This is a genomic window from Pseudomonas sp. T8 (assembly GCF_024610635.1).
GTDB classification, from domain to species: domain Bacteria; phylum Pseudomonadota; class Gammaproteobacteria; order Pseudomonadales; family Pseudomonadaceae; genus Aquipseudomonas; species Aquipseudomonas chlororaphis_I.
This window is the reverse complement of sequence record NZ_CP102374.1, coordinates 2,493,847-2,513,533: the sequence shown is the minus strand read 5'-3', so window position 1 is coordinate 2,513,533 and position 19,687 is coordinate 2,493,847. Positions and strand designations below refer to the sequence as shown.

23 protein-coding genes are annotated in these 19,687 nt (G+C 62.5%); 12 read left to right on the top strand and 11 right to left on the bottom strand.

Annotated elements, in window-relative coordinates; genetic code table 11:
- Positions 1-2: 2 nt before the first annotated feature.
- The 3 genes from NRG23_RS11255 to NRG23_RS11245 form a co-directional block, all read right to left on the bottom strand.
- Complete coding sequence (locus NRG23_RS11255) at positions 3-413, bottom strand: translation initiation factor 2 (RefSeq protein WP_257374624.1); 411 nt, start codon at positions 411-413, stop codon at positions 3-5.
- 110 nt (positions 414-523) lie between these two features.
- Positions 524-823 carry a YciI family protein gene (locus NRG23_RS11250; RefSeq protein WP_009047658.1) on the bottom strand — a complete coding sequence of 100 codons (300 nt, stop codon included), beginning with the start codon at positions 821-823 and terminating at the stop codon, positions 524-526.
- 1 nt (position 824) lies between these two features.
- Positions 825-1,421 (bottom strand): septation protein A, encoded by a 597-nt coding sequence (locus NRG23_RS11245; RefSeq protein ID WP_009047659.1) that lies wholly within the window; start codon positions 1,419-1,421, stop codon positions 825-827.
- 87 nt (positions 1,422-1,508) lie between these two features.
- Between NRG23_RS11245 and NRG23_RS11240 the strand changes: the two genes are divergently transcribed.
- The 5 genes from NRG23_RS11240 to rluB all read left to right on the top strand — a co-directional run bounded on the left by NRG23_RS11240 (position 1,509) and on the right by rluB (position 6,428).
- Positions 1,509-2,372, top strand: coding sequence for a PHP domain-containing protein (locus NRG23_RS11240; protein WP_009047660.1), 864 nt, complete (start codon positions 1,509-1,511; stop codon positions 2,370-2,372).
- Positions 2,373-2,385: 13 nt separating this feature from the next.
- Positions 2,386-3,015, top strand: coding sequence for an L-threonylcarbamoyladenylate synthase (locus NRG23_RS11235; RefSeq protein ID WP_009042694.1), 630 nt, complete (start codon positions 2,386-2,388; stop codon positions 3,013-3,015).
- A 120-nt stretch (positions 3,016-3,135) separates the two neighbouring features.
- Entirely contained in the window at positions 3,136-3,834 is a 699-nt protein-coding gene (locus NRG23_RS11230) for a ScpA family protein (RefSeq protein ID WP_172667002.1), read from the top strand.
- A 12-nt stretch (positions 3,835-3,846) separates the two neighbouring features.
- The gene (scpB, locus tag NRG23_RS11225) at positions 3,847-4,896 is read left to right on the top strand and encodes an SMC-Scp complex subunit ScpB (protein WP_028681948.1); all 1,050 of its coding nucleotides are present in this window, start codon (positions 3,847-3,849) and stop codon (positions 4,894-4,896) included.
- A 317-nt stretch (positions 4,897-5,213) separates the two neighbouring features.
- Positions 5,214-6,428, top strand: a complete 1,215-nt coding sequence (rluB, locus tag NRG23_RS11220) for a 23S rRNA pseudouridine(2605) synthase RluB (RefSeq protein WP_016702275.1) — start codon at positions 5,214-5,216, stop codon at positions 6,426-6,428.
- Between the two features lie 176 nt (positions 6,429-6,604).
- Here rluB and NRG23_RS11215 read toward each other — a convergent pair whose 3' ends face one another.
- Positions 6,605-7,564 (bottom strand): leucyl aminopeptidase, encoded by a 960-nt coding sequence (locus NRG23_RS11215; RefSeq protein WP_257374623.1) that lies wholly within the window; start codon positions 7,562-7,564, stop codon positions 6,605-6,607.
- A 70-nt stretch (positions 7,565-7,634) separates the two neighbouring features.
- Entirely contained in the window at positions 7,635-7,772 is a 138-nt protein-coding gene (locus NRG23_RS11210; RefSeq protein ID WP_007930088.1) for a hypothetical protein, read from the bottom strand.
- 14 nt (positions 7,773-7,786) lie between these two features.
- Here NRG23_RS11210 and NRG23_RS11205 point away from each other — a divergent pair, with 14 nt between their 5' ends.
- The 3 genes from NRG23_RS11205 (at position 7,787) to arfB (ending at position 10,754) form a co-directional block, all read left to right on the top strand.
- Positions 7,787-8,083, top strand: coding sequence for a hypothetical protein (locus NRG23_RS11205; protein ID WP_257374622.1), 297 nt, complete (start codon positions 7,787-7,789; stop codon positions 8,081-8,083).
- A gap of 731 nt (positions 8,084-8,814) precedes the next feature.
- Positions 8,815-10,236 carry an amino acid permease gene (locus NRG23_RS11200; protein WP_124312932.1) on the top strand — a complete coding sequence of 474 codons (1,422 nt, stop codon included), beginning with the start codon at positions 8,815-8,817 and terminating at the stop codon, positions 10,234-10,236.
- A gap of 104 nt (positions 10,237-10,340) precedes the next feature.
- Complete coding sequence (gene arfB / locus NRG23_RS11195) at positions 10,341-10,754, top strand: alternative ribosome rescue aminoacyl-tRNA hydrolase ArfB (protein ID WP_029526192.1); 414 nt, start codon at positions 10,341-10,343, stop codon at positions 10,752-10,754.
- 22 nt (positions 10,755-10,776) lie between these two features.
- Here arfB and NRG23_RS11190 read toward each other — a convergent pair whose 3' ends face one another.
- From NRG23_RS11190 to phhA, 6 genes are all read right to left on the bottom strand, one after another.
- Positions 10,777-11,976, bottom strand: a complete 1,200-nt coding sequence (locus tag NRG23_RS11190; protein WP_257374621.1) for an MFS transporter — start codon at positions 11,974-11,976, stop codon at positions 10,777-10,779.
- Positions 11,977-12,089: 113 nt separating this feature from the next.
- Positions 12,090-12,272, bottom strand: a complete 183-nt coding sequence (locus NRG23_RS11185; RefSeq protein ID WP_041987103.1) for a hypothetical protein — start codon at positions 12,270-12,272, stop codon at positions 12,090-12,092.
- 81 nt (positions 12,273-12,353) lie between these two features.
- Positions 12,354-12,485 carry a hypothetical protein gene (locus NRG23_RS11180; protein ID WP_009047668.1) on the bottom strand — a complete coding sequence of 44 codons (132 nt, stop codon included), beginning with the start codon at positions 12,483-12,485 and terminating at the stop codon, positions 12,354-12,356.
- Between the two features lie 228 nt (positions 12,486-12,713).
- Positions 12,714-13,910 carry an amino acid aminotransferase gene (locus tag NRG23_RS11175; RefSeq protein ID WP_038630990.1) on the bottom strand — a complete coding sequence of 399 codons (1,197 nt, stop codon included), beginning with the start codon at positions 13,908-13,910 and terminating at the stop codon, positions 12,714-12,716.
- Positions 13,910-14,266 (bottom strand): 4a-hydroxytetrahydrobiopterin dehydratase, encoded by a 357-nt coding sequence (locus NRG23_RS11170; protein WP_007930096.1) that lies wholly within the window; start codon positions 14,264-14,266, stop codon positions 13,910-13,912. Before NRG23_RS11170 ends, NRG23_RS11175 begins: the two co-directional genes overlap by 1 nt.
- Before the next feature lie 69 nt (positions 14,267-14,335).
- On the bottom strand, positions 14,336-15,127 hold the full coding sequence (phhA, locus tag NRG23_RS11165; protein ID WP_124323791.1) for a phenylalanine 4-monooxygenase: 792 nt from the start codon (positions 15,125-15,127) through the stop codon (positions 14,336-14,338).
- A 305-nt stretch (positions 15,128-15,432) separates the two neighbouring features.
- On the opposite strand from phhA, the gene NRG23_RS11160 reads away from it, so the two are divergent.
- The 4 genes from NRG23_RS11160 to flgH all read left to right on the top strand — a co-directional run bounded on the left by NRG23_RS11160 (position 15,433) and on the right by flgH (position 19,670).
- Positions 15,433-16,998 carry a sigma-54-dependent phenylalanine hydroxylase transcriptional regulator PhhR gene (locus NRG23_RS11160; protein ID WP_009047670.1) on the top strand — a complete coding sequence of 522 codons (1,566 nt, stop codon included), beginning with the start codon at positions 15,433-15,435 and terminating at the stop codon, positions 16,996-16,998.
- Positions 16,999-17,350: 352 nt separating this feature from the next.
- On the top strand, positions 17,351-18,091 hold the full coding sequence (locus NRG23_RS11155) for a flagellar basal body rod protein FlgF (RefSeq protein ID WP_009047671.1): 741 nt from the start codon (positions 17,351-17,353) through the stop codon (positions 18,089-18,091).
- Positions 18,092-18,136: 45 nt separating this feature from the next.
- On the top strand, positions 18,137-18,922 hold the full coding sequence (flgG, locus tag NRG23_RS11150) for a flagellar basal-body rod protein FlgG (RefSeq protein WP_009047672.1): 786 nt from the start codon (positions 18,137-18,139) through the stop codon (positions 18,920-18,922).
- A 52-nt stretch (positions 18,923-18,974) separates the two neighbouring features.
- Positions 18,975-19,670, top strand: a complete 696-nt coding sequence (gene flgH, locus NRG23_RS11145; protein ID WP_009047673.1) for a flagellar basal body L-ring protein FlgH — start codon at positions 18,975-18,977, stop codon at positions 19,668-19,670.
- Positions 19,671-19,687: the final 17 nt, after the last annotated feature.

Below are 19,687 nucleotides of genomic sequence, written 5' to 3'. Positions count from 1 at the left end.
ACTCAATTTAGCCATTGTCGACGCTTCCTATGTCCACCACTGGCGAAGATACCGCAGAGCAGGGCCAATAGCGCTACCCCGGCGCCGGTGACGAACCATTGCTGCTGATCGGTCAGCAGGCGCGGCGCGGAACTGGCCTGGGCCTCGCGCAGTTGCAGCTTGAGGCGCTGGTTCTCCTGGCGCAGGCGGCTTAGCTGGGCGCTTTCGCGCTCGCTGTCGGCGCTCTGCAATTGCCGGGTCAGCTCTTCGCGCTGGTGCTCGCTATCTTTCAGGCGTTGCTGCAATTCGCTGATCTGGCTGCCGGTACTCAGGGACAAAGGCGTGGAATGTCCCGGGTCCGCGGTTTCTTCGGCAGAGGCGCTCGCCCCGATCGTTAACATGACCAACAACAGGCACAACGGAGCTTGGCGCATCGGAACTCCTGATTCCAATCGAGTGTTGGGCAAGTTGTCGGCAGTCAAACGAGAATAATGAGCGATTGAGAGCGCGATGAACCCATAAGGTTCACCGCGCGGGAGAGGATTTACGGCAGGACTTGCTTGAACGGCTTGACCACAACGCTGGCATAGACACCGGCGGCGACGTAAGGATCGGCGTCGGCCCAGGCCTGGGCGGCGCTCAGCGAGTCGAATTCGGCGATGATCAGGCTGCCGGTGAAGCCCGCGGCACCGGGATCATTGCTGTCGACGGCAGGGTGTGGCCCGGCCAGTACCACGCGACCTTCGGCCTTGAGCTGCTGCAACCGCTCCAGATGCGCCGGGCGCGCGGCCAGGCGGTTTTCCAGGGAGTTGGCGACGTCTGTAGCAATGATTGCGTAAAGCATGTCAGTCCTCGGTTTTCGAAGTGGTGGGTTCGGTGTCGTGAAGATGGCGCGACAGGTAGATGCCCTGGCCGACCAGGAACAGCACGGTCATGCCCAGGCTGCCGAAGACCTTGAAGTCGACCCAGATGCTCTGGAAGGTGAAGGCGACGAACAGGTTGGCGGCGCCGCAGAACAGGAAGAAGGCGATCCAGGCGATGTTCAGGCGGGTCCAGACCGGCTCCGGCAGGGTCAGCGCGTGGCCCATGATGCGCTTGATCAGCAGGCGGTCGCCGATGAAGTGGCTGCCGATAAAGGCCAGGGCGAACAGCCAGTTGACCACCGGCGCCTTCCATTTGAGGAAGGTTTCGCTGTGGAAGGCCAGGGTCAGGCTGCCGAACACCAGGCAGGCGACCAGGGTCAGCCACTGGCTTTTCTCCAGTTTGCGCTGGGAGATGAACAGCGCGCCGTATACCACCAGGGAACTGATGATCAACACCGCCGTGGCGCTGTAGATACCGCCTACGGTCAGTTGTTGACCGGCAATGTCGACGACTCGGGGATCGATTTTGTAGACGATGAAAAACAGGAACAGCGGGATGAAGTCGATGAATTGTTTCACAGTGGCAGCCAGAAGCAGGATGTGGCGGCATAATAACAAACATCCATGGCAGCGAAAGCGCCAGCTGACTTGAGGTTGAACAGTCCCGTGAATGTTGATTTGCACTGCCACAGCACGGCCTCCGATGGCGCCCTGGCGCCCGCGGCTCTGGTTGCGCGTGCGTTCGAGAAAGGCGTGCGAGTCCTGGCCCTGACTGATCATGACACCCTGGAAGGCCTCGACGAGGCTCGCCTCGCGGCCCGGGAACTGGGCATGCAACTGGTCAATGGCGTCGAATTGTCCTGCACCTGGGGTGGGGCGACCATTCATGTGCTGGGCTACGGTTTCGACGTCAATGCGCCGTCATTGGTCGAAGCCATCGGCAAATTGCACGACGGTCGCTGGCTGCGTTCCGAAGAAATAAGTCGCAAGCTCGCGCTCAAAGGCATGCCGGGTGCCCTCGAAGGGGCCCGGGCGATCCAGCAGGAACTGGGTGACAGCGGCAATGCGCCGGCCCGGCCGCACTTCGCCGATTACCTGGTGCGCGCCGGTTTCGTGAAGGACCGCGCCGAAGCCTTTCGCAAGTGGCTGGGGGCCGGCAAGCTGGGCGACGTCAAGCAGCACTGGCCGACCCTCGAGGAAACCGTCGAGACGCTACGCGCGGCGGGGGCCTGGGTCAGCCTGGCCCATCCCTGGCATTACGATTTCACCCGCAGCAAACGTCGCCGCCTGATTGCCGACTATATTCAAGCAGGTGGCCACGCGATCGAGGTGGTCAACGGCCATCAACCCGCCGAGCAGGTGGGCAGCCTGGCCATCCTTGCTCGGGAGTTCGGTCTGCTGGTGAGCGCCGGCAGTGATTTTCATGGCCCTGGAGGCTGGTCCGAGATAGGCGAGTATCGCCCTGTTCCGGAGGATCTGCCGCCGCTCTGGTGTCGGTTCAAACATGACCCAATTATTGCCGCCGTCTGAACAGGTAGAGAATGTGAGTCAATTTTTCCAGATTCATCCGGAAAACCCGCAACCGCGCCTGATCAAACAGGCTGTCGAAATCATCCGCTCAGGTGGCGTGGTGATCTACCCGACCGACTCGTCCTACGCCATTGGCTGCCAGATCGGCGACAAGAGCGCGGTCGAGCGCGTGCGGCGTCTGCGGCAACTGGATGACAAACACAACTTCGCGCTGATCTGCAGCGACCTGTCGCAGTTGGGCCTGTTCGCCAAGATCGATACCGGCACCTTTCGCCTGCTCAAGGCGCACCTGCCGGGGCCTTACACCTTCATCCTCAACGCCACCCGCGAAGTGCCACGGCTGTTGCTGCACCCGAAGAAACGCACCATTGGCCTGCGGGTGCCGAGCCACCCGATCGCCCTGGCACTGCTGGCCGAGCTCGGCGAGCCGCTGATGAGCGTCAGCCTGATCATGCCCGGTGAAACCGAGCCGATGAACGATCCTTATGAAATGCGCCAACTGCTCGAGCATCAGGTCGACCTGATCATCGATGGCGGTTTTGGCGGCATCATGGCCTCCACCGTGATCAACCTGGCCGATGGCGAGCCGGAAGTGATCCGTATCGGCTGCGGCGACCCGGCTCCCTTCATGGTCGAGGCCTGAATGTCCGCAGTGGAACACGTTGACGACCAGGCCGGAGCGCAGCAGGAGCTGCCCTTTGCGATGGTCTACGGCCAGGCGGTCATGGAAATGCCGCTGGACCTGTACATCCCGCCGGACGCCCTGGAAGTCTTTCTCGAAGCCTTCGAAGGCCCGCTCGACCTGCTGCTGTACCTGATCCGCAAACAGAACATCGACATCCTCGACATCCCGGTGGCGGAAATCACCCGCCAGTACATGGGCTATGTCGAGTTGATGCAGTCGGTGCGCCTGGAGCTGGCCGCCGAGTACCTGGTGATGGCGGCCATGCTGGCCGAGATCAAGTCGCGCATGCTGTTGCCGCGCTCGGCCGAGGTGGAAGAGGAAGAGGAAGACCCGCGTGCCGAACTGATCCGCCGCCTGCAGGAGTACGAGCGCTTCAAGGCCGCCGCCGAAGGCATCGACGGCCTGAGCCGGGTCGGCCGCGACGTCATAGTGCCCAAGCTCGACGCCCCGGAAGCCCGGGCGCGCAAGCTGCTGCCGGATGTCGCCCTGGAAGAGGTGCTGATGTCCATGGCCGAGGTGCTGCGCCGGGGCGACATGTTCGAAAGCCATCAGATCAGCCGCGAGGCGCTGTCCACCCGCGAGCGTATGAGCGAGGTGCTGGAGCGGCTCAAGGGCGGTGGTTTTGTGCCCTTTGTCGAGCTGTTCACCGCGGAAGAAGGACGCCTGGGGGTGGTGGTGACCTTCATGGCGATCCTCGAGCTGGTCAAGGAATCCCTGGTCGAGCTGGTACAGAATGAGCCTTTCACGGCTATCCATGTGCGGGCGCGAGCCGAATAACGAGCTGAAACAATGAATCTGAATGAACCCCGCGAGCTGGCGCCGCTGCTTGAAGCCTTTCTGTTGGCCTCGGGAAAACCGCAATCCATGGAGCGCCTGTTCGAGCTCTTCGAGGAAGGTGAGCGGCCGGACCCTGCGGTCTTCAAGAAGGCCCTGACCATTCTGGGTAAATCCTGCGAAGGTCGGGCCTTCGAACTCAAGGAAGTGGCCTCCGGTTATCGCCTGCAGGTGCGGGAAAAGTTCGCACCCTGGGTCGGTCGGCTGTGGGAAGAACGGCCCCAGCGTTATTCCCGGGCAATGCTGGAAACCCTGGCGCTGATTGCCTATCGCCAGCCGATCACCCGTGGCGAGATCGAAGATGTGCGGGGCGTGGCGGTCAACAGCCAGATCGTCAAGACCCTGCTGGAGCGCGAGTGGATTCGGGTGGTCGGCTACCGTGACGTGCCGGGCAAGCCGGCGATGTTCGCCACCACCAAGGCGTTTCTCGATCACTTCAACCTGAAAAACCTCGACGACCTGCCGCCGTTGGCCGAGCTGCGCGAGATCGAAACCGAGCCGGTCCTCGACTTCGACGACGCGCCGGTGCCCGCCAGCCTGCAAGCCCTGGCCGACGCCAGTGCCGAGCCGGAAGAACCGAAGGAAGAGACCAGTTTCCACACCTTGCTGCTGGAACTGGACTCGATGGAGGAGGGGATCAAGACCGACTTCGACGACCTGCATCGCGATGGCGCGGTGGATTCGTCCGGGGACGACTTTGTTGCCGACGCCGAGGTTGGCGCCGAGATCGACCCCGAAACGCAAACTCGTGCCGAAGCCGAAGCCGAAGTGCCAGTTGAGCACGAAGCGGAGCTTGAAACCGAGCACGAGGCCGAACTCGAAGCGGACGCTGGCGATGAGCAGGAGGTCGATGACGATGTGCTCGGCGTCGCCGAAGCCCGCGCCAAGCTGCTGGCCGCCGTGGCGGCATTGGAACCGCCGGCTCCAGAGTTGAGCGACGAAGAGGCCGAAGCCCTGGCGCTGGCTGAGGCTATCGAGAACGAAAGACGCGAACAGGAAGACTGATCACGCCACGCTTCTGTAGGAGCGAAGCTTGCTCGCGATGAACGTTGATGCGGTGTGCCAGGCATGTCGCGTCGTTCTCGATCGCGGGCAAGCCGGATCGCCGCCCGCTCGCTCCTACAGGTCAGGCGGCCAAATGTCGGGCTACCACCGGCCAGCGGAAAAACCGGTAGGCCGCCACTTATCGGCTAGTCTCTGATGCGCAACCGGCGCCATGAGCGTATGATTCGCGACCCTTTGGCGATCCCTTCGCCACAAGACCTGTTTTTACTACCGTTCAGGCCACTCAAGCCTGAATCGACACACCGGGAGGTGCCCAGATGAGTGAAGATCAGCAAGACCAACAGGAAATCGGCCCAGCAGGCGAAAAGCTGCAGAAAGTCCTCGCCCGTATCGGCGTCGGCTCGCGCCGCGACGTGGAGTCCTGGATCAGCCAGGGCCGGATCAAGGTCAATGGCAAAGAAGCCACCCTTGGCCTGCGCGTCGACCTGCATGACGCCATCTCCATCGATGGCAAGGTGATCAAGCGCGAAGAAGCGTCCGAATCGGTCCGCCGCGTGATCATGTACAACAAGCCCGACGGCGAGATCTGCACCCGTGACGACCCGGAAGGCCGCCCGACTGTGTTCGACAAGCTGCCGCGTCCACGGGAAGGCCGCTGGATCAATATCGGTCGCCTCGACATCAACACCACCGGCCTGCTGATGTTCACCACCGACGGTGAGCTGGCCAACCGCCTGATGCACCCGTCCTATGAAATGGACCGTGAGTACGCGGTACGTGTGCGTGGCGAAGTCGACGACGAGATGATCGAGCGCCTGAAAGCCGGCGTGATGCTCGAAGACGGCCCGGCCAAGTTCACCGACATCCAGCAGGCGCCCGGTGGCGAAGGTTTCAACCACTGGTACCACTGCGTGGTGATGGAAGGCCGCAACCGTGAAGTACGTCGCCTGTGGGAATCCCAGGGCCTGGTGGTCAGCCGCCTGAAGCGCGTGCGTTTCGGTCCGGTGTTCCTCAACTCCGACTTGCCGATGGGCCGCTGGCGCGAAATGAGCCAGTACGAAGTGGACGTCCTCAGCGCCGAGGTTGGCCTGACGCCGGTGGCACTGCCGCAGCTCAACGCCAAGAGCAAGGACAAGCTGGAGCGCATGCAGCGCAAATCCTCGCGCCCGGTGGGCAAGAGCGAGCGCGTGCGGACCCTGCGTCCGGCCCATGGCGCGCCTGCCGCCGGTGCTCCGCGCCCGTCGCGCGAGCCGCAGATCGAAGGCGAGCGTCCGGGCCGCAAGCCCGCGCCACGCCAGGATGGCGAGCGCGCTCCACGGGCGCCGCGTCCGGCTGCCGGTCGTGGTGAGTCGGGTCGCGGTACGCCAGTGGCGGATCGTCCGAGCGACACCAAGCGCCCGGCCAAGCCAGCGCCGAAGTCCAAGCGTCCGGGCATCGTCCTGGTCGACAAGGATGCACCGTCGGGCAAGCGCCGCGGCGCCCCGGCCGGTTCCGGCCAGCGCCCGGGTTTCGGTCGCCGCAAGCCTGAGTGAGGCAGCCTTGAGCTGCAAGCTGTAGGCAACAAGAAAAAACGCCAACCTCAGGGTTGGCGTTTTTTTTTTGCGCTTTGGCGCATCGCGAGCAAGCTCGCTCCTACAGAAGAGCGATCCATCCCTGTAGGAGCGAGCTTGCTCGCGATAGCGGAATCGATATCGACACCCTCGTTGGCTCAGAACACGAACCTGCCATCGAACACCGGCTTGTCGTCCAGCGCCAGCACCCCGCTGGAAAAGATCAGGTCCAGGTGATGGCTGCCCTTGGCGCCGCCGCCCAGCCCCAGGTGCAGGCCGCAATGGCGCTCCTCGAACCCCGAGTTGCGCGCGTAGAGGTCTTTCACCCCTTCGTTGGTGCCGATGCCCAGTTCCTCGATGCGTCGGTTGGACGGGTTGGCGTCCAGGTATTTGTTGAAGTCCTCCGCCAGCCCCGGCACATCGGTGGCGATGCGGCTGATGGTGGAGTTCTCGATCCACAGTTCCAGCGGCGATTGCAGCACGCCGTACTTGCGCGCGAAGGGGATGGTGCCGAGGAAGGTGCCGACGAATTTCACCCGGCCATTGATGGCCTCGCTGTGGCTGGCGATTTCTCCGGGGGCCAGGTCGTAGTTGCCCACGCCGTTGATGTTGGTCCACTTCTTGATGCTGTCCAGCGGCGCTTCGAAGTACGAGCCGTGGTCGTCGCGAAAGCTCAGGGTGGTGGCCTCGGACATATGGCGGATCAGGGTCGCGTTGAGCTCGGCGATGCGTTGCGGCTCGACGCTGAAGGTGTCGTAGAAGTAGTCGCCGTAGTCCTTGAACAGCAGCGATTTCTTCCAGTTTTCGGCCATCACGCCCTGCAGCGCCTGGATGAATTCCGGGCCTTGCGGGCGGGGCGGCGAGAGGGTGGAGGAGTCGTAGAAGAAGATATACAGATCGCAGTCGGCAATGGCCTGGGTCAGCACCGAGGTGGGCTCGAGGTCGAGGCGCAGGGCAGTGAAGCAAAAGGGCTCACTGGCCTGCTCGATGATGGCGGCGCTGGTGGCGGTGTATTCGGCGGTGTGGCCGATCAGGACCCTGGCGCTCTGGCGGTCGGCCAGGGCTGGATGGTGTTCGAGGTAGTAAAGGAAATGCCGGATGGCAGCGGTGTTGTCCATGGATCCTCCCTGACGGACAGCGAGTGGAGGCAGGGGCGACCGCCGGGCCGCTCCTGCCTGATGGCCGTTTTTACAAAGGCCACATCGCCGTGCCGAACGGTACTACCGCATCGGCCTGCATCATTTCCACCGCGGCCTCGTGGGTCGCTGCTTCAAACCAATCGTCCAGTTGCAGTTCAGTGTCCAAGTCTTTTTCCAGTGCTTGCATCGTGAATCTCCTAGATGACTTTTCGGATAAAAGCAGTCGGTGAGACGGCTCGGGTGTTCTACGGAGGAGTGCGTGAAAACCCTGGCTGCTTCAACGTGGCCGCTCGGCTTGCCGGGGGTGTGGTCCGGCAAGTGGCTGGAAACCTAGTCCAGGGTTTTTTGAAATGCAAAAAAATAATTGAAATATTTTTATTGAACTTTTTGTTCTGTTTTTGTGTTGAAAAATTATCAAGAAAAAACAAAAAGCTGAGCGAACAGACAGATAAAAAACCGCTGGCCGTCAATTTGCAGTCGCCGCGGATGCCGATCTGAAGTGGAAAAAATACGTTCCGCCTTGTAAAGAAATACTGACGAAAAAACCGCTATCGAGTCATGGAATCGAGCCTCGTCCAGCGCTGTAAGAAAAACCTTCCGGCGCTGCCTGGATATTGCCCGCCGTCGGGCTCCAAGCCGCTTGTTCCGCGGCCTCAAGGCGGGTGTGATGCAGCCCATGCCTGTGTGCAGGTGCATAACAAGAAGGAGGCGCAATGTACGCCGTGGCTCACCTCAACCGATTCCCACCGAAGGACGATCCCTGTCGTACCTTCGTCGACGACCCCGACGGGTCTGTCCCGAACCTTGCCGCCGATGCCAAGCATCGAGCAGGCCCCGTGCGATTCCGGCACCCGACGCGCTGATAAGCCGCGTCTGGCGGTGGGGAGTCAGGGGTGTACAATGCGCGGCGTTTTAACTGTGACCCAACTGCGTATCCGCGCATTTTGCGCCCCAACGACTGCTTTCGACGCGTGACGAGCCCTGGCTCGAATGCTCGAGACACGCTCCCAGGGCCAATAATTTCAAGGCTATCCGCCTTGTTCACTCCGCCGCGTCACAAGCGTGGTGGGTTCGATTTCGTCACAGATAAAAACAAACAGGTGACGCATGACCGTTAAACAAACGCTGAACTCCTGGTGCCTGCGCTGGGGTTTGATCCGCGCTGCTTAAGCCTGCTGTCGGCTGCAACGTCTATCGAACATCATCAAACCTTGCGTGAGACCCTTTTCATGAGTGGACAAAACTCGCATTCAGGCGAGCTGAAACGCGGCCTGAAAAATCGCCATATTCAACTGATTGCCCTGGGCGGCGCGATCGGTACCGGATTGTTCCTGGGCTCCGCTGGCGTGCTCAAGTCGGCCGGGCCGTCGATGATCCTCGGCTATGCCATCTGCGGCTTCATCGCCTTCATGATCATGCGCCAGCTCGGCGAGATGATCGTCGAAGAGCCGGTGGCCGGTTCCTTCAGCCATTTCGCGCACAAGTACTGGGGCGGTTTCGCCGGTTTCCTGTCGGGCTGGAACTGCTGGATTCTGTACATCCTGGTGGGCATGTCGGAGCTGACCGCGGTCGGCAAGTACGTGCACTACTGGTGGCCGGAGGTGCCGACCTGGGCCTCGGCCGCGGCGTTTTTCGTGTTGATCAACCTGATCAACCTGGCCAACGTCAAAGTCTTCGGTGAGGCCGAGTTCTGGTTCGCGATCATCAAGGTGGTGGCCATCGTCGGCATGATCGCCCTGGGTAGCTACCTGCTGGTCAGCGGTCACGGCGGCCCGCAGGCCTCGGTGAGCAACCTGTGGGAACACGGCGGGTTCTTCCCCAATGGCGTCAGCGGCCTGGTGATGGCCATGGCGATCATCATGTTCTCCTTCGGTGGCCTGGAGATGCTCGGCTTTACCGCGGCCGAGGCCGACAAGCCGAAGACCGTGATTCCCAAGGCCATCAACCAGGTGATCTACCGCATCCTGATTTTCTACATCGGTGCCCTGGTGGTGCTGTTGTCCCTGACCCCGTGGAACAGCCTGCTGGAGACCCTGAATGCCTCCGGCGATGCCTATAGCGGCAGCCCGTTCGTCCAGGTGTTCTCGATGCTGGGCAGCGACACCGCGGCGCACATCCTCAACTTCGTGGTCCTGACCGCGGCCTTGTCGGTGTACAACAGCGGCACCTACTGCAACAGCCGCATGCTGCTGGGCATGGCCGAGCAGGGCGACGCGCCGAAAGTCCTGGCGAAGATCGACAAGCGTGGCGTGCCGGTGATGTCGATCCTGGCCTCGGCGCTGGTGACTTTCGTCGCCGTGGTGCTCAACTACCTGATCCCGCAGCACGCCCTGGAGCTGCTGATGTCGCTGGTGGTCGCGACCCTGGTGATCAACTGGGCGATGATCAGCTACTCGCACTTCAAGTTCCGCCAGCACATGAACCGCACGAAACAATCGCCGCTGTTCAAGGCGCTGTGGTACCCCTACGGCAACTACGTCTGCCTGGCGTTCGTGGTGTTCATCCTCGGCATCATGCTGATGATCCCGGGCATCCAGATCTCGGTGTACGCGATTCCGGTCTGGGTCGCCTTCATGTGGGTCTGCTACGGCATCAAGAACAAGCGCAGCGCGCAGCACAATCTGCAGGCGGCCAACGCTTCGCTGAAGTGACATCCGCGCAATAACGGAAAACCCGGCTTCGGCCGGGTTTTTTGTGGGCGCTGCAAATCCGCAGGCGCGGTATCCTGAACGCCCTGAAAGCGGATTCCTTTTCCATGCTGGTGATTTCCAACAACGTGCATCTGCCGGATGCCGAGATCGAGTTGACCGCCATTCGCGCGCAAGGCGCGGGTGGGCAGAACGTCAACAAGGTCTCCAGCGCGGTGCACCTGCGCTTCGACATTCCGGCCTCGTCCCTGCCGCCGTTCTACAAGGAGCGACTGCTGGCGCTGCGCGACAGTCGCATTACCAGCGATGGGGTGATCGTCATCAAGGCCCAGCAATACCGGACCCAGGAACAGAACCGCGCCGATGCCCTGGAGCGCCTGGTGGCGTTGATCCTCGACGCGATCAAGGTGGAGAAGAAGCGCCGCCCGACCAAGCCGACCCTGGGCTCGAAGACCCGGCGCCTGGAATCCAAGAGCAAGCGCGGCAACATCAAGGCCGGCCGCGGCAAGGTCGACTACTAGGCTCTGTACGACAAGTACCGACCTAGCGCTCGCCGCGCTCCTCGCGGTACTTCGGCGCCTGGCGGTACAGGTAGAGGCTCAGCAGCAAACCGCTACAGGCCGCGAGGGCGGCGAACAGGAAGATCGAGGCAAAGCCGAAACCGGCGGCAATCGCCCCGGCCAGCGGTCCGGTGATCCCCAGCGAGAGGTCGATGAACAGCGAATAGGCGCCCACCGCCGCGCCGCGGCTGGAGGCGGGGACCAGGTTGACCGCTTCCACCCCCAGCGCCGGGAATACCAGGGAGAAGCCGAAGCCGCTCAGCGCCGCGCCGGCCAGGGCCCAGTGGGCATCCGGCGCCAGCCACAACAGCAGCAGGCCCAGGGTTTCCACCGACAGGCAGGCGATCGCCACGCGAAAGCCGCCGAGGCGGTTGATCAGGTTGCCGAACAGCAGGCGCGCACCGATGAAACTGGCGCCGAACAGGCTCAGGCACAGCACTGCGTTGGACCAGTTCTGGGTGGCGTAATAGAGGGTAATGAAGGTGGCGATGGTGCCAAAACCGATCGAGCCCAGGGCCAGGCCGCAGCCATGGGGGAACACCCGGCCCAGGACATGGATGAACGGCAGGCGCTCACCGGCAACGATCGGCGCCGCCAGTTTCGGCCAGGCCAGCGCCAGGCCGAGGAACGCCAGCAGGATGATGCTCACGCCCATGCTCCACAGCCCCAGGCGATCCACCAGCAGCACCCCCAGCGGCGCGCCAACGGCCAACGCGCCATAGCTGGCGATACCGTTCCAGGAAATCACCTTGGCGGTGTTCTGCGCGCCGACGCGGCCGATGCCCCAGCCGATGGAGCCCGAGCCCACCAGGCTCTCGGCGCTGCCCAGCACCAGGCGCCCGACCAGCAGGCTGGCCAGGCTCAGCACCGGCAAGTTGCTCAGCCATGCCGACAGCAGCATGAACACGCCGCTCAGGCCGCAGCCGGCCAGGCCGTACATCACTGCGCGCTTGCTGCCCAGGTTGTCGATGATCTTCCCGGCATAGGGGCGGCTGAGCAGGGTGGCTAGGTATTGCACGCTGATCACCAGCCCGGCGATCACCGCGCCGAAGCCCAGCTCGCTGTGCACGTAGCCCGGCAGCACGGCCAGGGGGATGCCGATGTTCAGGTAGCCGATAAAGGTGAAAAGGACGATGGAGACGACTTGCAGCGTGACCGCCAAGGGGCGCTGGGTATCTGGCATGGGAAAGGTCCACGGACGCGGCAGAGATAGATAGGCTGCTTATGATACCGAGGGTTGAAACGATTCAGGTGGAGAAATCGATGGGTTGGCGCAAGTTTTTGCGCGCCGCGGGCTCAGGCTTGGGCTGGGGCCAGCAATTGCGTGGTGACCAGGGCGGCCAGGGCGTTTTCCTGGGTACCGAAGCGCGTCAGCAGGGCGGCCTGTTTTTCCGGCGTCAGGCGGTTCCAGATCTCGATCATTTTTTCGGCGGTGCCGATCAGCACACTGGCTTGGGTTTCGCTGAAGGTGTCGGTCATGGAGGCGGTTCTCGAAAGCGGGTTTCAGGCGGTGTGGAAAGCGCATCAAAGAGCGCTTTCCACACTGTCTGGGTGTTGCGGTCAGTCTTCGCTGTCGGCCTTGTGGCTGGAGGCGGCTTCTTTCGGCTCGGGCTGTTGGGCGCCGGCTTGTTGCGGGGTTGTCTGCTCAGTTTCGTGCAGGCTTGGGAAGGGGAGATTAGGAATCTCGTGCATGTTCGTTGCTCCTCGCAAAGTCTGTTTTTTAATCGCTGGGTAGATCCGCGCTTTTAAAAAGCCTGGGCAGGATACAGCACTGGAAATGACAAAAAGATTTTTATCTGGGGTTTTAGGATGAAAGGAGTTTCATCGGACGGGGGGCTTTTAACGGCATCGCGGGCAAGCCTCGCGCTTACGGAATCAGGTGACATCCGTAGGCGCCAGGCTTGCCCGCGATAGCTTTTTTCAGTGTTTGCAGACTTCGGCGATGGCTTCGGCCAGCAGGTCCAGGCGGGTGGCGTCGATACCGGCGACGTTGGCCCGGCCGGAGCTGACCATGTACACGCTGTGCTGGTTGCGCAACGTGGCGACCTGTTCCGGCGTCAGGCCGGTGTAGGAGAACATCCCGCGTTGCACGCCGATGTGAGCGAAGCGTTCGGCCAGGCCGAAGGGTTGCAGCGCTTCCACCAGGCCCGAGCGCAACTGGGCGATGCGCAGGCGCATGGCTTCCACTTCGTCGGCCCAGAGGCTTTTCAGCTCCGGGTCGCCGAGGATGGTGGCGACCACCGCGGCGCCGTGATCCGGCGGGGTGGACCACAGGTTGCGGGCGATGTGGGCCAGCTGGCTGCGTACATCCAGCAGCTTTTCCGCGTCCCGGGTGCAGACGATCAGTGCGCCGGTGCGGTCGCGGTACAGGCCGAAGTTCTTCGAGCAGGAACTGGTGATCAGCAGCTCGGGCAGTTCGGCTGCGAACAGGCGCACCGCCCAGGCATCCTGCTCCAGGCCGTCGCCGAAGCCCTGGTAGGCGAAGTCGATCAGCGGCAGCAGGTTGCGGCTGCGCACCACGTCCAGCACCCGATGCCAGTCGTCGTGGCTCAGGTCGAAACCGGTGGGGTTGTGGCAGCAGGCATGCAGCAGCACCACGTCGCCCTTGGGTACCTGGTTCAGGGTCGCCAGCATGGCCTCGACATCGAGGCGATTGTCGCTGCCGACGTAAGGGTAGTGGCTGACCTGGATGCCGGCGGCGGCAAAGATGGTTTCGTGGATCGGCCAGGTCGGGTTGCTCAACCACACGCCACGGCCCGGCAGGCAGTGGGCGATGAAGTCGGCGCTCAGGCGCAGCGCGCCGGTGCCGCCCGGAGTCTGGGTGGCGCCGGCGCGTCGTTCGGTGATCAGCTGCGAATCGGCGCCCAGCACCAGTTCATTGATCACCTTGCCAAAGGCCGCGTCGCCGTGGCCGCCGATGTAGATCTTGGTGGTCTGCCGGTCGACCAGGCGCTGCTCGGCCAGCTTGACCGACCGGGGGATCGGCGTCAGCCCCTGGGAATCCTTGTAGACACCGACGCCGAGATCGAACTTGCGTGGGTTGCTGTCCGACGCATAGGCCTCCATCAGGCCAAGAATCGGGTCGCCGGGTACTCGGCCTATGGCGTCGAAATGCATTACTTGCGTCCTTCTGCGGTCTTGGCCACTTCGTCGGTGCGAGCGGCCATGATGAAGTCGTTGCGGTGCAGGCCCTTGATGGAGTGGCTCCACCAGGTCACGGTGACCTTGCCCCATTCGGTGAGCAGGCCAGGATGATGACCTTCTGCCTCGGAAATTTCACCCATTGCGTTGGTAAAGGCCAGGGCAAATTTGAAGTTTTTGAACAGGAAGACTTTTTCCAGCTGCATGACGCCATCGCGCACTTCGATGTTCCAGTCGGGGATCTGCTTGATCAGCACCGGCAGTTCTTCGTCGCTGACTTGTGGGGCATCGGCACGGCAGGCTTCGCAATGGGCTTGGTTGAGAGCGGTCATGGTGGGTTCCTGAAATCGGTTCTTGTTGGAAATTACGGGTTTTATGAGCGCTGCGCGAGGGCTGGGTGCTCAGGCCGCCTTGGGTTTGGGCGGAAACTTGGGTGCGTGCAGGCCCATCTGCATGCCCTGGTGCACCAGGGCCATGATGTCTTCATGGGCCAGGTCGAACAGGCGCTTGAGGTTGGGCAGCACAAAGTAGATAGGTTGCAGGATGTCGATGCGGTACGGGGTACGCATCGCTTCCAGCGGGTCGAAGGCCTGGTGTTCGGGCGCGTCCGACAGGCAGTAGACGGTTTCCTTCGGCGAGGAGAGGATGCCGCCGCCGTAGATGCGCTGGCCTTGCGGGGTGTCCAGCAGGCCGAATTCGATGGTCATCCAGTACAGGCGCGCCAGGTACACCCGTTCTTCCTTGGTGGCCTGCAGGCCGAGCTTGCCGTAGGTGTGGGTGAATTCGGCGAACCAGGGATTGGTCAGCAGCGGGCAGTGGCCAAAGATCTCGTGGAAGATGTCCGGCTCTTGCAGGTAGTCCAGTTCTTCGCGGGTACGAATAAAAGTCGCGACCGGAAACTGTTTGCTGGCGAGCAATTCGAAGAAGGTCTGGAAGGGGATCAGCGCTGGTACCCGGGCTACCTGCCAGCCGGTGGTTGCGCCCAGCACCTTGTTGATTTCGCCCAGCTGCGGGATGCGGTCGTGGGGCAGGCCGAGTTTCTCGATGCCGTCCAGGTATTCCTGGCACGCGCGACCCTCGATCACTTTCAGTTGACGAGTGATCAGGGTGTTCCATACCGCGTGTTCTTCATCGGGGTAGTGGATAAAACCTTGCGCGTCGGGCTCGCGGGCCACGTACTGCGTCTGCTTCATGCTGCTCTCCTGTCAGGGGCTGCTTCTTGTTATCAGTTGACGCTAGAGATAACCCAAGGTTGCAGCCCATGCAGCAGGTTGACGTGAACGTAATGGGCAGATCGGGGCTGATTTCGTAAAGTTTTCGTTACGAAAGCGTCGCAGGTCCGCTATTACTGAGAATAGTCGATTTGAAAAGGCCGGTGACTGTCACATAATCTTGACGATTATCTGCACCACACCGCAGAAAGTTCGTGTCGGATGGTGCCAAAAACGCCGCTTTCTGGCGTTCACGCCCTCCATTACCTGTTTCGGGCCTTTCCTTTATGCGTATCAAAGTCCACTGCCAGAATCGCATCGGCATCCTGCGCGACATTCTCAACCTGCTGGTGGAGTACGGCATCAACGTCGCCCGGGGTGAGGTGGGCGGCGAGCATGGCAATGCCATCTATCTGCATTGCCCGAACCTGATCAACCTGCAGTTCCAGGCGCTGCGGCCGAAGTTCGAGTCGATCGCCGGGGTGTTCGGGGTCAAGCGGGTCGGGCTGATGCCCAGCGAGCGGCGGCATATGGAGCTCAATGCCCTGCTCGGGGCGCTGGAGTTCCCGGTGTTGTCCATCGACATGGGCGGTTCCATCGTCGCCGCCAACCGCGCGGCGGCGCAGCTGTTGGGCGTACGGGTGGACGAGGTACCGGGGATTCCGCTGTCGCGCTATGCCGAGGATTTCGACCTGCCGGAACTGGTGCGGGCCAACAAGTCGCGGATCAACGGCCTGCGGGTCAAGGTCAAGGGTGACGTGTTTCTGGCGGACATCGCGCCGCTGCAATCGGAGCACGACGACAGCGAGGCCATGGCCGGCGCGGTGCTGACGCTGCACCGCGCGGATCGGGTCGGCGAGCGCATCTATAACGTGCGCAAGCAGGAGTTGCGCGGCTTCGACAGCATCTTCCAGAGCTCGAAAGTCATGGCCGCGGTGGTGCGCGAAGCGCGGCGCATGGCACCGCTGGACGCGCCGCTATTGATCGAGGGCGAAACCGGCACCGGCAAGGAACTGCTGGCGCGCGCCTGCCACCTGGCCAGCCCGCGCGGACAATCGCCGCTGATGGCGCTCAACTGCGCCGGCCTTCCGGAATCCATGGCCGAGACCGAGCTGTTCGGCTACGGGCCGGGGGCCTTCGAGGGCGCCCGGGCCGAAGGCAAGCTCGGGCTGCTGGAACTGACCGCCGGCGGCACGCTGTTTCTCGACGGGGTCGGGGAGATGAGCCCGCGCTTGCAGGTCAAGCTCCTGCGCTTTCTGCAGGACGGCTGCTTTCGTCGGGTCGGCAGCGACGAAGAGGTGTACCTGGACGTGCGGGTGATCTGCGCGACCCAGGTCGACCTGTCGGAACTGTGCGCCCGCGGTGAGTTCCGCCAGGACCTGTATCACCGGCTCAATGTCCTGTCCCTGCATATCCCGCCGTTGCGCGAATGCCTCGACGGCCTGACGCCGCTGGTGGAGCACTTCCTCGACCAGGCCAGCCGACAGATCGGCTGCGCCTTGCCCAAGCTGGCGCCGGCGGCCATGGAGCGTCTCAGCCATTACCACTGGCCAGGCAACGTGCGGCAGCTGGAAAACGTGCTGTTCCAGGCGGTGTCCCTGTGCGACGGCGGCACGGTCAAGGCCGAACACATCCGCCTGCCGGACTACGGCGTGCGCCAACCCCTTGGCGATTTCTCCCTGGAAGGCGGCCTCGACGACATCGTCGGGCGCTTCGAAAAGGCCGTCCTCGAACGCCTGTATTCCGAGCACCCCAGCAGCCGCCAGCTGGGCAAGCGCCTGGGCGTGTCGCACACCACCATCGCCAACAAGCTGCGCGAATATGAAGTGGGCAAGGGCGCTGGCGAGAGCTGAACTCTTGTAGCCGCTGCCGCAGGCTGCGATCGAGTCCGAAGGGCTCGCAAGGCTGGCAGCGTATTACCTCGATCAGATCGCGGGTATGGGGTTGGCGCCTGCTTCGCAGTCAATCGCAGCCTGCGGCAGCGGCTACAGAGCCTTGTTGCGCTGCAGAGGCCGAGCCTTGCCGTAAGCGGCATATCTGCGCCGGTTTTTCGTCTTTGACACAATCGCTCGATTTCCTTCGATCGCCCTCAAGCTCCCGGATTTCCTGCCTTCGGCCGCCCGAAAAACAAGTTGGTGCGCTTATTGCTTATGGCTCAGCAGTACAGCGGTGGACGGCAAACGTCCGACATGCAGAGGAAAGACTGTGGACAAGTACCTTTATGTGGCCATGACCGGTGCCAGCCAGAATGCGCTGGCGCAAAAGGCGCATGCCAACAACCTGGCGAACATCTCCACCAACGGTTTTCAGCGCGACCTGGAGCAGGCGCGTTCGATGCCGGTGTTTGGTGACAGCTTTCCGGCGCGGGCCTTTGCCATGTCCGAGCGTCCGGCTACCGATTTCACCCCGGGCTCGCTGGTGGAAACCGGTCGTGATCTCGACGTGGCGGTCAGCGGCAATGGCTGGATCGCCGTGCAGACCCCGGATGGCGGTGAAAGCTACGTGCGCACCGGCAGCCTGAATATCGACGCCCTGGGCGTGTTGCGTGCCGGCAACGGCATGCCGGTGATCGGCAACGGCGGCCCGATCGCCGTGCCGCCGGAGCAGCAGGTGGAAGTCGGCCAGGACGGCACCATCAGCATCCGCGCCATGGGTGAAGGCCCACGGGTGATGGCCGAGGTCGACCGCATCAAGCTGGTCAACCCGGACCTGAAGAACATGACCAAGGGTCTGGACGGTTCGATCCATACCAAGGACGGCAAGCCGGCAGCGGCTGACGCCAATGTGCAACTGGTCTCGGGTTTCCTCGAGTCGAGCAACGTCAATGCGGTCGAGGAAATGACCTCGGTGCTGGCGCTCTCCAAGCAGTTCGAACTACACATCAAGATGATGAACACTGCCAAAGAAGACGACCAGGCCATGGCTCGGGTCTTGCAGATCAGCTAATTACCAGTACGTCGCGCCGTAAAACAGGCGCACGAGGAGAATCGAATGCTTCCGGCTCTGTGGGTTGCCAAAACAGGTCTGTCCGCCCAGGACACTAACCTGACCACCATTTCCAACAACCTGGCGAACGTTTCGACCACGGGTTTCAAACGTGATCGCGCCGAGTTCCAGGACCTGCTGTATCAGATCAAGCGTCAGCCTGGCGCCCAGTCGACCCAGGACAGCGAGCTGCCGTCGGGCCTGCAACTGGGTACTGGTGTGCGCATCGTCGGCACCCAGAAGAACTTCACCGCCGGCAGCCTGCAGACCACCGAGCAGCCGCTGGACATGGCCATCAACGGCCGCGGTTTCTTCCAGATCCTGCAACCGGACGGCACCACTTCCTACACCCGTGACGGCACCTTCCACCTGGACTCCAATGGCCAGATCGTCACCGCCAACGGCTTCGCGCTGGAACCGGCGATCGTCGTACCGAACGATGCCCAGACCTTCACCGTGGGCCAGGACGGCACCGTCTCGATCACCACCGCCGGCAACCCGGCCTCGCAAGTGATCGGCAACCTGCAGACCGCCGATTTCATCAACCCGGCCGGCCTGCAAGCGACGGGCAACAACCTGTTCCTGGAAACCGCCGCCAGTGGCGCGCCGCAAGTCGGTACCCCGGGTCTCAACGGTTTCGGCACCACCCTGCAGAACACCCTGGAAACCTCCAACGTCAGCACCGTTGAGGAGATGGTCAACATGATCACCACCCAGCGCGCCTACGAGATGAACTCCAAGGTGATCTCCACCGCCGACCAGATGCTCTCGTTCGTCACGCAGAATCTGTAATCAAGTCCTAGGGGCGGCCCAGCGGCCGCCTGCAGCACCATGAGGTAGGGTCATGAATCGCTTTGTATCTGTTCTCGCACTGAGTGGGTTCGTCGTGCTCGCGGGCTGCGTGGCCCCGCCACCGAAGCCCAATGACCCGTATTACGCTCCGGTGTTGCCGCGTACTCCGTTGCCGGCTGCGGCCAACAACGGCTCGATCTACCAGGCCGGCTTCGAGCAGAACCTGTACAGCGACCGCAAGGCGTTCCGCGTGGGCGACATCATCACCATCACCCTCAACGAGCGGACCCAGGCGAGCAAGAACGCCAACTCGCAGATCGACAAGAACAGCAAGACCGGCATCGGCCTGACTTCGTTTTTCGGTGGCGGCCTGAGCACCAATGACCCGATAGGTAGCGGTGACCTGAGCCTCGATGTCGGCTACAGCGGCGACCGGGCCACCAAGGGCGACAGCAAGTCCGGCCAGAGCAACAGCCTGACCGGCTCGATCACCGTGACGGTGGCCGACGTGTTGCCCAACGGCATCATCGCCGTGCGCGGCGAGAAGTGGCTGACCCTCAACACCGGCGACGAGCTGGTGCGGATTGCCGGCCTGGTGCGTGCCGACGATATCGCCACCGACAACACGGTGTCCTCGACCCGCGTCGCCGACGCGCGCATCACCTATTCGGGTACCGGTGCCTTTGCCGATGCGAGCCAGCCGGGCTGGTTCGACCGTTTCTTCCTCAGCCCGCTGTTCCCTTTCTAGGTGGCTACGTTGAATTT